Here is a 12,286-nt window from a genome sequence, read left to right on the forward strand (position 1 = left end):
CGGTCCCCGGCGCCCGCCCCGCGGCCCGGCGCGGCGCCGCTGCGCCCCGCGCCGCCGGCCCCCGTCGCCGACCCGTCCGTGCTGGTCGCGGGCTCGTACGTCGACCAGTACGTCCGCTCCGCCGGCTACGGGCCGGTACCCGAGCCGCCGGTCGAGCGCCCGTCGCGTCGCGGCCGGGCCGGCGAGCCGCCGACCACGGGCCGGACCGTCGCCGAGCTCCTCGCGGCCCACGCCGCCGCCGGCGGCACCGGCGGCCGTCGCCGTCGCGAGCCCTGAGCCCCGCCACTCGCGCAGCGAACCTGCGGTGCGGGCACGCCGGGGCACCGTGGACGGGCCGCCGCGCGGGGGAGTCGTTACCCTCCGGCAGGGTGATCGCCCCTCCGGTCCGCCTGGCGCCGCAGCAGCGCCGCACGCTCGTCTGGCCGGTCGTCGGCCTGATCGTGCTCGGCATCTGCGGTCTGGTGACCGTGGGCCTCGCCAGCTCCGAGATCGGGGCCGCCGGGGTCGTCATCGGCGTCGTGCTCGCGCTGCTGCCCGTGGCGCCGGTGGTCGCGGCGTTCCTGTGGATCGACCGCTTCGAGCCCGAGCCGCCGCGCCTGCTGCTCGCCGCGTTCCTGTGGGGCGCGGGGCTCTCCGCGCTGGTGGCGGTGGTCATCAACTCCAGCGCGATGATCGCCGCGGAGCTGCTGCTCGGGCGCGGGCAGGGCGACCTCGTCGGCGCGGTGATCTCGGCGCCGCTGGTGGAGGAGTTCGTCAAGGGCGCGTTCGTCGTGGGCCTGCTGCTGATCCGCCGCCGCGAGTTCGACGGCATCGTCGACGGCGTCGTCTACGCCGGCATCACCGCGGCCGGCTTCGCCTTCACCGAGAACATCATCTACTTCGGCCGGGCGTTCACCGAGGCCGAGGGCGCGGTCGGCCCGGCCGTGCTCGCGACGTTCGTGCTGCGCGGGGTGCTCTCGCCGTTCGCGCACCCCCTCTTCACCGCCATGACGGGCATCGGTGTCGGGATCGCCTCGCAGGCCCGCTCGCGCGTCGTCGGCACCGTCGCGGTGCTCGGCGGGTACGTGCTCGCGGTCGTGCTGCACGCGCTGTGGAACTCCTCGACGCAGCTGGGCGCCGGGTTCTTCGGGATCTACCTGCTGATCATGCTGCCGCTGTTCGCCGGGATGATCGGCCTCGTCGTGTGGCAGCGGCGCCGGGAGCGCGAGATCCTCGCCCGCCAGATGCCCGGCTTCGCGGCCGCCGGCTGGATCGCGCCCAGCGAGGTGCCGCTGCTCTCGAGCCTCGCCGGGCGGCGACGCTGGCGCCAGGCGGTGGCCCGCCGGGCCGGCGCGCCGGCGGCCCGGGCGGTCGAGGACTACCAGCACGCCGTCACCGAGCTCGCCTTCCTGCGCGCGCGGGCCGAGAAGGGCGCGTTGCCACCGCGGGCCGACTGGCACGCCGAGCTGCTCGACAACGTCGTGCGCACCCGCCTCGCCGCCGTCAACGCCCCGGGCGTGCAAGGACCCACCGGGCCACCGCCGCCCGGCCACGGCGGGCCGCCGCCCTCCTGGCCGGCGCCGGGTGGTCACCACCACCGCCAGTAGGGTCGAAGGACTCCCTCGCTGCTCGACACGGCGCGAGGGACGCCCTCGCTCGCGGCGGGCGGCGCGTGAACCCGCTCACCGCGACGGCCGCGCGGGCCGCGGACGGTTACCGTGGGCGCCAGTGATCGTCCGGTACCCGCGGCAGCGGGACGGGAACGAGCCGAACGAGTGAGGTGGCACGTGGGCGCCGACGCCGACGGGGGCGCCGGGCGGGCGGGGCAGGGTTCCGCCGCCGGTCCGACCCCGACCCCCCGCGAGGGCTCGCGGCTGCACGTCGGTGTGGTCTCCGCCGGGCGCGTCGGTGCGGTGCTGGGCGCCGCGCTCGCGAACGCCGGGCACACGGTCGTCGCCGCCTCCGCGGTCTCCCGCGCGTCCCGCGCCCGCGCCGAGGAGCTCCTGCCCGGCGCCGAGATCCTCCCGCCCGACGAGGTCGTCCGCCGTGCCGACCTCGCGCTGCTCGCCGTGCCCGACGACGTCCTGCCCGGGCTCGTGCGCGGCCTCGCGGCGTCGGACTGCCTGCGGCCGGGCCAGATCGTCGTGCACACCTGTGGGGCCGCCGGGGTCGGCGTCCTCGCACCGGCCGCCGAGCACGACGTGCTGCCGATCGCGCTGCACCCCGCGATGACCATCACCGGGCGCCCCGAGGACGTCACCCGTCTGACCGGTGCGTGCGTCGGCGTCACCGCGCCCGAGGGCCTCTCTCTCGAAGGGTCGAGCTCCGCAGGCTTCGTCTCCGAGGACGCGGACGCCGCCTGGCTGGTCGGCGAGGCGCTGGTGGTCGAGATGGGCGCCGAGCCCGTGCGCGTGCCCGAGGCCGTCCGCCCGCTCTACCACGCGGCGCTGGCCCACGGCGCCAACCACCTGACGACGCTGGTGCGCGAGGCCGCCGACCTGCTGTCGAACGCCGGCATCGAGCCGGCCGAGCGGGTGCTCGCGCCGCTGCTGTCGGCCGCGCTGGACAACGCCCTGCGCCACGGCGACCGCGCGCTGACCGGCCCCGTCGTGCGCGGCGACGCCGGCACCGTCGCCACCCACCTGCGCCACCTCGACGCGCGCGCCCCCGAGTCCGCGCCCCTCTACCGGGCCCTGGCCCGCCGCACCGCCGAGCGCGCCCGCGCCGGCGGCCTGCTCGACCCCGACGCCGCGCGCGACGTCGTGTCCGCCCTCGCCGAGAGGCCCCGCCCGTGACCCGCCCCTCCAGCCTGCGGACCAACCCCCTGGTCGGCCGCGCGCGTCCGCAGTACTCGGCGGACGAGCTGACCGTGCACCGCGACCCGAACGCCCTGCGGCGCGTGACCCGCGCGCTGCGCACGGCCGGGCGTCGCGTGACGCTCGTGCCCACCATGGGCGCCCTGCACGAGGGCCACCGCGAGCTCATGCGCTACGCCCGCGGCATCCCCGGCGCCACGACCGTCGTCTCGATCTTCGTGAACCCGCGGCAGTTCGGGCCGAACGAGGACTTCGACCGCTACCCCCGCGCCTTCGAGGCCGACCTCGAGCTCTGCCGCGAGGAGGGCGTCGAGCTGGTCTTCGCGCCGTCGGTCGAGGACATGTACCCCGAGGGCTCCAGCACCTCGATCGACCCCGGCCCGCTCGGCGGCGAGCTCGAGGGCGCGATCCGGCCCGGGCACTTCGCCGGGATGCTCACGGTGGTCAACAAGCTCTTCGCGATCTCCGTGGCCGACGTCGCGTTCTTCGGCGAGAAGGACTACCAGCAGCTCACGCTGATCCGCCGGATGGTGCGCGACCTCGACATCGACATCCACGTCGTCGGCGTCCCGACCGTCCGCGAGACCGACGGGCTGGCCCTGTCCAGCCGCAACGCCTACCTCGACGAGACGCAGCGGCAGGCCGCCGTCGCGCTGTCCGCGGCGCTGTCCGCCGGGCAGTACGCCGGCGAGCAGGGCCCGCAGGCCGTGCTCGACGCCGCCCGCGCGGTGCTGGACCTCGAGACCGGCCTGCAGGTCGACTACCTCGAGCTGCGCGACGAGGACCTCGGCCCCGCCCCCGACATCGGCCCCGCGCGCCTGCTCGTCGCGGCCCGGGCCGGTGCCACCCGCCTGATCGACAACGCCGCCGTGTCCCTCGTGAGGAGAGTCTGACGTGCAGCGCACGATGCTGAAGTCCAAGATCCACCGCGCGACGGTGACGGACGCGAACCTGCACTACGTGGGCTCGGTGACCGTCGACGAGGACCTCATGCGGGCGGCCGACCTGCTGCCCGGCGAGCAGGTCGCGATCGTCGACGTCACCAACGGCGCCCGGCTCGAGACCTACGTGATCACCGGTCCGGCCGGCTCCGGGGTCATCGGGATCAACGGCGCCGCGGCACACCTCGTGGCGCCCGGCGACCTCGTCATCCTCATCTCCTACGGCGTCATGGACGACGCGGAGGCCCGGACGTACCAGCCGCGGGTCGTGTTCGTCGACGAGCAGAACCGCGTGCTCGACCGCGGCACGGACCCGGCCCACGTGCCCGACGCCCCGCCCACCACGTCGCTGCTGCGCCCCGGCACCGAGGCGCGCCCGGCCCGCCACCGCCAGCCCGCGCGCGGCGAGGACCGGGCCGAGACCACCGACGCCCGGCGGCTCGACGCGCTGCTCTCCGCGGACCACTAGGCACCGGCGGCGCGCGGTGCTCCTCTGCGTCGACGTCGGCAACACCCAGACCGCGCTCGCCCTCTACCCCGACGACGGTGACGGCCCCGCGGTCTGGGACGGGCGGCTCCGCACCGAGCCCCGGGCCACCGGCGACGAGATCGCGCTGCTCGTGCGTGGGCTGCTCGGTGCCCGGGTCGCCGACGTGACGGCCGTGGCCGCGCTGTCGACGGTGCCGGTGCTGCTGCGCGAGCTGCGCGGCATGGTGGGCCGGCACTTCGCGGGCCTGGACCACCTGCTCGTCGAGCCCGGCGTGCGCACCGGCGTACCGCTGCTCGTCGACAACCCCAAGGAGGTCGGCGCCGACCGCGTCGTCCAGGCCCTGGCCGCCCACGAGCGGTTCGGTGGACCGTGCGTCGTCGTGGTGTTCGGGACGTCGACGACGGTGGACGCCGTCTCGGCCCGCGGGGAGTTCCTCGGCGGGGCGATCGCCGCCGGCGTCGGGGTCGCCGCCGAGGCGCTGGCGCTGCGGGCCGCGGCGCTGCGCCCGGTCGAGCTCGTCGTGCCGCGCTCGGTGCTCGGCCGCAACACCGTCGAGAGCATGCAGGCCGGGCTCGTCCTCGGTGCCGCCGCGCAGGTCGACGGGCTCGTCACGCGGGTCGGCCGGGAGATCGCGGCCCGCGATCCCGAGGGCCGTGCCCCGGTCGCCGTCGTCGCTTCGGGCGGCTTCGCGCCGGTCGTCGTCGACCAGTGCGCGACGGTCACCCACCACGTCCCGGACCTGACCCTGCTCGGCCTGCGGTCGGTGCACCGGCGCCGGGCGAGGAGCCGCGACGAGCGCGCGGCGAAGCGGGCCGCCCGCTCCTAGCCGGGAGCCAGCGCGTCGCGGCGCGGGTCGGCGTCGGGCAGCAGGTGGCGCAGGCGGTCGGCGAGCTCCGGATCGGCGGCGCCGGCCTCGGTCTGCGCGAGCGCCCACAGCGCGTCGACGTCCCCGCGGCGCAGCACCGCGGCGCGCCCGGCGACGTCGAGGTGGTCGCGCTCCTCCCGCACGGCGGGGGCGTCGGAGGTGGGCAGCAGCGCCCCGCGGCGCAGGAGGTGGGGCGCGGGGACGCGGCCGGCGCGCAGGTCGGCGCGCAGGGCCAGGAAGTCGGCGTCGACGGCGGCGCGCAGGCGGTAGGGCTGGGTGCTGATCAGCGAGGAGCCGAGGGCGTTGCGCAGGCGGTGGACCTCGGAGCGCACGGTCACGGGGTTGCCGGCGTCGCCGTAGAGCCCGCACGCCAGTCGGTCGGCGGTGAGCCCGTCGGGGTGCAGCGCGAGCAGCGTGAGCATCTCGGCGTGGCGCAGGCTCAGGCGCACGGGACGCCCGTCGAGGCGCGCGACGGGCCGCTCGGCGCCCAGGAAGGGCAGCGCCAGTGTCGGGTGCGGCGACGCCCGGGGCGCGCGGCGCAGCAGCCAGCCCTCGGCCAGCGGCTCCACGACGCCCTCACCGTGCTCGCCGAGGTCGACCCGGCCGCCGCCGTCGGGGATCGCGACGCGGTCGGGCAGCCAGCCGGCGGGCTGCGCGGTCAGCACGCGGCCACCGGGCGCGAGCAGCGCGCCCGGCTCGCCCCGCAGACCGTCGAGGTGGGGCCGGTTGCGCGCGCGCAGGCGCTCGTCGCGCTCGACGAGGCGGGCCTGCAGGTGCAGCTCCGCGAGCTCCGCCGCCGCCCGGACCAGCGCGAGCGTGCTCGGGTGGAACGTCCGCAGCGGCCCGGTGAGGTCGATGGCGGCGAGGACCTCGCCGGTGTCGGGGTCGTGGATCGGCGCGGCCGCGCAGGTCCACGAGCGGTAGAGGTGCACGAGGTGCTCGGCGGAGTGGATCTGCACCGCGCGACCGGACGCCAGCGCGGTCCCCATCGCGTTGGTGCCGATCGAGTCCTCGCTCCAGCGCGTGCCTTCGACGAGCTCGACGTCGTCCGCGCGGCGCAGGACGCCGGCGTTGCCCTCGCGCCAGAGGATGTGCCCCCGCGCGTCGGTCACGATCATCATGTGGACGGCCTCGTCGGCTACGTCGAGCAGCGTGCGCCGCAGGAGCGGCAGCACCGGCGCGAGGACGTGCCCGCCGCGGACGTCGTCGAGCTCGTCGGTGGCGTAGACGCGGCGCGGGCGTCCGTGGTCGGGGTCGACGCGCGCGTCGAGGGAGCGCCGCCACGACGCCGAGACGACGTCGCGGGGGGAGGCCGGGCTCGCGGTGCCCGAGAGCACCGCGTCGCGGATGCGCTCGAGCAGCCGGGCGCGCTCGAGGGGGTCGGACGGGACCGCTCCCGTCGGCGCGCGCCCACCCCGCTCGGCCTGCGGCATCGGCGCCCCCTGCACTGCGACCGGGCGGACGTCCACGCGCCACCCGCCGTTCGGTCGATCGTGCTCCACGGCGGCGGGTGAGGCAACCCTTCATCGAACCCGCTTCCGCGGCCAGGAAGCAACACACGTGCCGCAGATGCGTTGCAACGTCCGTGCAACCCCTCGCTGCCTAGTGTCCGCGATCACCGAGCCCACGATGTGGAGGGACACAGATGGCCATCTACGCGGCGCCGGGACAGGCGGACAGCGTCGTCTCGTTCAAGCCCCGGTACGACCACTACATCGGCGGCGAGTACGTCGCGCCGGCGAAGGGTCAGTACTTCGAGAACCCGACCCCGCAGACGGGGCAGACGTTCACCGAGGTCGCCCGCGGCACGGCCGACGACGTCGAGAAGGCCCTCGACGCGGCCGAGGGTGCCGCGACGGCGTGGGGCAAGACCTCCGTCGGCGAGCGCGCGGGCATCCTCAACGCGATGGCCGACCGCATCGAGGCCAACCTCGAGAAGATCGCGGTCGCCGAGAGCTGGGAGAACGGCAAGGCGGTCCGCGAGACCCTCGTCGCCGACATCCCGCTCGCGATCGACCACCTGCGCTACTTCGCGGGCGCGATCCGCGCGCAGGAGGGTCACCTCTCCCAGATCGACGAGGACACGGTCGCCTACCACTTCCACGAGCCCCTGGGCGTGGTCGGTCAGATCATCCCGTGGAACTTCCCGATCCTCATGGCGATCTGGAAGCTGGCCCCGGCCCTGGCCGCCGGCAACGCGGTCGTCCTCAAGCCCGCCGAGCAGACCCCGGCCTCGATCCACGTCCTCATGGACGTCGTCGGCGACCTGCTGCCCCCGGGCGTGCTGAACATCGTCAACGGGTTCGGCGTCGAGGCGGGCAAGCCGCTGGCGTCGTCGAGCCGCATCCGCAAGATCGCCTTCACCGGTGAGACGACGACCGGGCGCCTGATCTCGCAGTACGCCTCCGAGAACCTCATCCCGGTGACGCTCGAGCTCGGCGGCAAGAGCCCGAACATCTTCTTCGACGACGTCGCCTCGCAGCAGGACGCGTTCTACGACAAGGCGCTCGAGGGCTTCGCGATGTTCGCCCTCAACCAGGGCGAGGTCTGCACCTGCCCGTCGCGCGCGCTCGTCCAGGGCGGCATCTACGACGAGTTCGTGGCCCAGGGCGTCAAGCGGGCCGAGCAGGTCCGGATGGGCAACCCGCTCGACACCGAGACGCAGATGGGCGCGCAGGCCTCGAACGACCAGCTCGAGAAGATCCTGTCCTACATCGACATCGGTCGCCAGGAGGGCGCCAGGGTCCTCACGGGCGGCGAGCGCGCCGACCTGGGCGGGGACCTGGGGGGCGGCTACTACGTGCAGCCGACCGTCTTCGAGGGCAACAACTCGATGCGCATCTTCCAGGAGGAGATCTTCGGTCCGGTGCTCTCGGTCGCGCGGTTCGAGGACTACGCCGACGCCATGGCGCAGGCGAACGACACCCTCTACGGGCTCGGCGCCGGCGTCTGGTCGCGCGACACGAACACCGCCTACCGCGCGGGCCGCGACATCCAGGCCGGCCGGGTGTGGGTGAACAATTACCACGCCTACCCGGCCCACGCGGCCTTCGGCGGGTACAAGCAGTCGGGCATCGGCCGCGAGAACCACAAGATGATGCTCGACCACTACCAGCAGACGAAGAACATCCTGCAGAGCTACTCGAACGACGCGCTCGGGTTCTTCTGATGGACGGGGTGAGCACCAGCACCGACGTCACCGACCCGGTGCCGGAGGTGCCGGGCTCGGGGACGACGGCCCGCGTCGCCCTGAGTCCGCAGGCGGCCGAGCTCCTGGTGTCGCTCACCGACCTCCACGGCCCGCTGATGTTCCACCAGTCCGGCGGGTGCTGCGACGGCAGCGCCCCGATGTGCTACCCGGACGGGGACTTCAAGGTCGGGGGCTCGGACGTCCACCTCGGGGACCTGACCGTGGAGGGACTGGAGAGGCCGATCGGTTTCTACATGTCCTCGTCGCAGTTCGAGTACTGGAAGCACACGCACCTCACCGTCGACGTGGTGAAGGGCCGCGGCAGCGGGTTCTCGGTGGAGGCGCCCGAAGGGGTCCGCTTCATCATCCGCTCGCGACTGTTCACCGACGACGAGATGCGGAACATGGACGACCTCTAGCCGGTCGCCCGGCAGGCCCCGCAGGATCGAGGGGCGCCCTCGCTGCGCAGGACGCAGCGAGGGCGTCCCTCGCTCGTCCGTCGCACCGAAGGAGCCCGATCCGTGAGCACTCCGTCCACGACCCTGCGCGAGCTCACCGGCCTGCCCGCGAGCCCCGCGCCCCTGGCCGACTCGGTCCTCGTGATGATCGACCTGCAGAACACCTATACGCGCGGCGTGATGGCCCTCGAGGGCGTCGAGCCGGCGATCGACGAGGCGGCGGCCCTGCTCGACCGCGCCCGCAGCGCGGGCATCCCGATCGTCCACGTGCAGCACGACGCGGGGGAGGGGACGCCCTACGACGTCCGCGACGAGATCGGCGCGATCGTCGACCGCGTGGCGCCGCGCGAGGGCGAGCACCGGATCGTCAAGAACTTCCCGAACTCCTTCGTCGGGACCGACCTCGAGTCCCACCTGCGGGGCAAGGACGCCACGAACCTCGTGCTCGCCGGGTTCATGACACACATGTGTGTGAACTCCACCGCTCGCGGGGCGTTCAACGCGGGATTCGCTCCGTCGGTGGTGGCCGGCGCGACCGCCACCCGCGCACTTCCCGGACCGGACGGTACGGTTTCGGCATCCGCCCTGCAGAGCGCGAGTCTCGCCGCGCTCTCGGACATGTTCGCGGTCGTGGTTCCCGACGCGACGGCCATCCCCGACTGACGCAATTCGTCCAGATGGCCGCGACGTTCCACCGGAGTTCCGGCGCGTTCCGCGACGCGTGTCACTCGACAAACGGGCACGCGCGGAAATAGGGTCCGGCCGACCATTTCGGGTCGGACTCACGGAGGTCGTGTTGGCGCAGAAAGTCGTGGTGTCCCTCGTCGACGACCTGGACGCGTCGGAGGCCGACGAGACCGTCGAGTTCGGTCTCGACGGCGCGACGTACGAGATCGACCTCTCGGAGGCGAACGCCGCCGCGCTGCGCGACACGCTCGCCGACTACGTCGCCCACGCCCGCCGCAGCGGCGGCCGGCGCCGCACCTCCGCGCCGTCCGCGTCGTCGGGATCGCGGCGCGGCAGCGGGGGCGGGGGCGGCCGCGCGGCGGTCGACCGCGAGCAGAACCAGGCGATCCGCGAGTGGGCCCGCAAGCAGGGCATGACGGTCAGCGAGCGCGGCCGCATCCCCAGCGAGGTTTCCGAGGCGTACCACAAGGCGCACTGAGCCCCGGCCGGCCGCGCTCGGCGGGAGGACGTCGGGTCTCAGGACGCCGCGTGCGCGGCGAGCCGGGCCCGGTCCAGCGTCGCCGACCGGCCGCCGGGGTGGAGCACGAGCAGGCCCCGGTCCGCGAGGGTCCGCAGCGCGGCGTTGAGGGTCTGGCGGGCGATCCCGAGACGCTGGGCCAGCAGCGTCTGGGAGCCGCCGAAGGCGACGAGCTCGCCACCGGCGGGCAGCTCGAGCAGCAGCGCGGCGACCCGGCGGTCCACGGGCCGGCGCAGGCCGCTGCGCGCCCGGTTCTGGAGCCCGACGATCCGCACGAGGTCGCGGGCGAGCGCCAGGAGGGTCTCGGGGCTGGCGCGCAGCGCCCGCAGGGCCGCCGCCGCCGGGACGACGAGGACGGTCGAGTCGCGGATCGCCACGGCGTCCTCGCTGCGGCGGCCCGGGCGCAGGACCTCGGAGTAGCCGAAGGCGTGCCCCTCGGCGGCGACCCCGAGGTCGACCACGTCGCCCGCCGCGGAGCCGAGCCGGGCGACCACGGCGCCGCGGTGCAGCACGAACATCGCGTCGCCCGGCCCACCCTCGAGGAAGACGGGCTCGCCGGCGGCGTAGCACCGCAGCGTCGACGCGTCGGCGAGCGCCCGCGCCGCCGCGGCGTCGAGACCCCGCAGCTGGGGGCAGCTCCCCACGACGTCCCGGGCCCGCACGCCCCGCGTCCCGACCACCACCGTCACCCGGCCACCCCCTGCTCACGTCGGACGGCGTTCATCACCCGTCCGGCCCAACCGCGCTGTCGTCGCCATGACAGCGCGTCGATCATGCGGAGCCCTACCGTCCGCCGTCGACGGTCCGGTCGGAAGTCCGACACGACACAGCTCGAGCAGCCGCTCGAGCAGCAGCTCGAGCAGCGGGGAGACGGCGTGGGCAAGGGGAGAGGTGGGCGGGTCGCGGCGGTCGGCGTCCTGCTCGCGGTGGTGACGGTCCTGGCGGCCTGCGGGGGCCCGGGTGGGTCCGCGCCGCCGACGTCGACACCGTCGTCCGCGTCGGCGTCCGACCCGTCGACCCGTGGTCCGTTCGGCGGACCGTCGGCGTCGGACACCACCCCCGGCACGGGCTCGACGTTCACGCCCGTGACGGCGTCGGTCCTGGCCGCGCCGATCGCGGTGCCGGCCTCCGACGGGCGCGTGCACCTGGCCTACGAGCTCCAGCTGGGCAACACGATCGGGCAGCAGGCGACGATCACGGGGGTGGAGGTGCTCGGCGACGGCCGGTCGCTGCTGCGCCTCGACGGTGACGCCCTCGCACCGTGGATCAAGCCGTTCGGTGCCTCCCTGGGCACCCGGGCCCTCCAGCCGGGCCAGGGCGGGCTGCTCTGGCTCGACGTCTCCCTGGCGCCCACCGACCCCGTGCCCACCCAGCTGGTGCACCGCCTCGACGTGTCGTTCGCGCAGCCGAACCCGCCGCTCGTGCCGGCCACGCTCTCCGAACCCGTGGCGCCGGTGACGGTCGACCGCACCCCGCCGGCGCGCATCTCGCCGCCCCTGGCGGGCGCCGGTTGGCTCGACGGCAACAGCTGCTGCCAGGTCACCGCCCACCGGGCCGCGGTGAGCCCCATCGACGGCCGCCTGTTCGCCCCCGAGCGCTTCGCGATCGACTACGTGCGGCTCGACGACCAGAACCGCCAGATGAGCGGGCCGCCCACCGATCTGGCCAGCTATCCGTTCTACGGCGCCGACATCCTGGCCGTCGCCGACGGGCCGATCGTCGGTCTCGTCGACAACCTGCCGACGCAGCCGCCGGGCGCGGACCCCGAGGGCCTGCGGCTCGACGAGTACAGCGGCTCCCACGTCGTCCAGGACATCGGCGGCGGCCGGTACGCCCTCTACGCGCACGAGCAGCCGGGGAACCCGCTGAACCTCCGGGTCGGCCAGCAGATGCGCCGCGGGCAGGTCATCGGGAAGCTCGGCAACACGGGCAACACCGACGGCCCGCACCTGCACTTCCACCTCATGGACGGGCCCGACCCGCTGGCGTCGAACGGGCTGCCGTTCGTCTTCGACAGCTACACCGTCGACGGCCGTGTGGCGTCGCAGGAGTCGCTGCAGCAGGGGGCGTCGGGGCCCGTGCCGTTCCAGGTCGACCGGGCCGGGGCCGGGCCGCAGAACGGCACGATGCCGCTGGTGCTCGACGTCATGTCCTATCCGGCGGCACCCGCGCCCTGACCCGCTGACCCGCCCGGGTGGTTCGCCCGCCGCGAACACCCGGGCGGGATGGCGCGAGGGCCCCGCAGGGTTGGTGCAGAGAGGACCCCGGCCCGACCGGCGCGGGGTCTCCACGTGCCCGGCCGGACCGGCCGGGCCGGCGTGGCGCCCGTCACGGTGGTGCAAC

12 protein-coding genes and 1 pseudogene are annotated in these 12,286 nt (G+C 75.0%); 11 read left to right on the forward strand and 2 right to left on the reverse strand.

The annotated features are described in order from the left end of the window. From ABD994_RS26875 to ABD994_RS26900, 6 genes and pseudogenes are all read left to right on the forward strand, one after another. A pseudogene (locus tag ABD994_RS26875) lies at nucleotides 1-276 on the forward strand (hypothetical protein); the annotation flags it as partial. Nucleotides 277-368: 92 nt separating this feature from the next. Beyond that, the gene (locus ABD994_RS26880) at nucleotides 369-1,586 is read left to right on the forward strand and encodes a PrsW family intramembrane metalloprotease (RefSeq protein WP_345423106.1); all 1,218 of its coding nucleotides are present in this window, start codon (nucleotides 369-371) and stop codon (nucleotides 1,584-1,586) included. A gap of 267 nt (nucleotides 1,587-1,853) precedes the next feature. Beyond that, nucleotides 1,854-2,774, forward strand: coding sequence for a Rossmann-like and DUF2520 domain-containing protein (locus tag ABD994_RS26885; protein ID WP_345423176.1), 921 nt, complete (start codon nucleotides 1,854-1,856; stop codon nucleotides 2,772-2,774). Continuing rightward, entirely contained in the window at nucleotides 2,771-3,688 is a 918-nt protein-coding gene (gene panC / locus ABD994_RS26890; RefSeq protein ID WP_345423109.1) for a pantoate--beta-alanine ligase, read from the forward strand. The genes ABD994_RS26885 and panC overlap by 4 nt, the downstream gene beginning before the upstream one ends. Nucleotides 3,689-3,701: 13 nt before the next feature. Beyond that, the gene (panD, locus tag ABD994_RS26895) at nucleotides 3,702-4,205 is read left to right on the forward strand and encodes an aspartate 1-decarboxylase (RefSeq protein WP_425550133.1); all 504 of its coding nucleotides are present in this window, start codon (nucleotides 3,702-3,704) and stop codon (nucleotides 4,203-4,205) included. Nucleotides 4,206-4,221: 16 nt separating this feature from the next. Then, nucleotides 4,222-5,052, forward strand: coding sequence for a type III pantothenate kinase (locus ABD994_RS26900; RefSeq protein WP_345423115.1), 831 nt, complete (start codon nucleotides 4,222-4,224; stop codon nucleotides 5,050-5,052). Here ABD994_RS26900 and ABD994_RS26905 read toward each other — a convergent pair. Continuing rightward, the gene (locus ABD994_RS26905; protein WP_345423118.1) at nucleotides 5,049-6,524 is read right to left on the reverse strand and encodes a GAF domain-containing protein; all 1,476 of its coding nucleotides are present in this window, start codon (nucleotides 6,522-6,524) and stop codon (nucleotides 5,049-5,051) included. The two genes, ABD994_RS26900 and ABD994_RS26905, sit on opposite strands and share 4 nt — an antisense overlap. 212 nt (nucleotides 6,525-6,736) lie before the next feature. Here ABD994_RS26905 and exaC point away from each other — a divergent pair, with 212 nt between their 5' ends. The 4 genes from exaC to ABD994_RS26925 all read left to right on the forward strand — a co-directional run bounded on the left by exaC (nucleotide 6,737) and on the right by ABD994_RS26925 (nucleotide 9,904). Beyond that, the gene (exaC, locus tag ABD994_RS26910; RefSeq protein WP_345423121.1) at nucleotides 6,737-8,260 is read left to right on the forward strand and encodes an acetaldehyde dehydrogenase ExaC; all 1,524 of its coding nucleotides are present in this window, start codon (nucleotides 6,737-6,739) and stop codon (nucleotides 8,258-8,260) included. After that, nucleotides 8,260-8,700 (forward strand): DUF779 domain-containing protein, encoded by a 441-nt coding sequence (locus tag ABD994_RS26915; RefSeq protein ID WP_345423124.1) that lies wholly within the window; start codon nucleotides 8,260-8,262, stop codon nucleotides 8,698-8,700. The genes exaC and ABD994_RS26915 overlap by 1 nt, the downstream gene beginning before the upstream one ends. A 102-nt stretch (nucleotides 8,701-8,802) precedes the next feature. Next, nucleotides 8,803-9,402 carry a cysteine hydrolase family protein gene (locus tag ABD994_RS26920; protein ID WP_345423127.1) on the forward strand — a complete coding sequence of 200 codons (600 nt, stop codon included), beginning with the start codon at nucleotides 8,803-8,805 and terminating at the stop codon, nucleotides 9,400-9,402. Between the two features lie 133 nt (nucleotides 9,403-9,535). Further along, nucleotides 9,536-9,904, forward strand: coding sequence for a histone-like nucleoid-structuring protein Lsr2 (locus ABD994_RS26925; protein WP_345423129.1), 369 nt, complete (start codon nucleotides 9,536-9,538; stop codon nucleotides 9,902-9,904). Nucleotides 9,905-9,942: 38 nt separating this feature from the next. Here the strand turns inward: ABD994_RS26925 and ABD994_RS26930 are convergent, their stop codons facing one another. Beyond that, nucleotides 9,943-10,632 (reverse strand): Crp/Fnr family transcriptional regulator, encoded by a 690-nt coding sequence (locus ABD994_RS26930; RefSeq protein ID WP_345423131.1) that lies wholly within the window; start codon nucleotides 10,630-10,632, stop codon nucleotides 9,943-9,945. Nucleotides 10,633-10,716: 84 nt separating this feature from the next. Here ABD994_RS26930 and ABD994_RS26935 point away from each other — a divergent pair, with 84 nt between their 5' ends. After that, nucleotides 10,717-12,120: a M23 family metallopeptidase gene (locus ABD994_RS26935; RefSeq protein WP_345423134.1), complete on the forward strand. Its 1,404-nt coding sequence runs from the start codon at nucleotides 10,717-10,719 to the stop codon at nucleotides 12,118-12,120. The last annotated feature ends 166 nt before the right edge of the window (nucleotides 12,121-12,286 follow it).

The sequence above is a fragment of the Actinomycetospora chlora genome (assembly GCF_039542135.1).
GTDB classification, from domain to species: domain Bacteria; phylum Actinomycetota; class Actinomycetes; order Mycobacteriales; family Pseudonocardiaceae; genus Actinomycetospora; species Actinomycetospora chlora.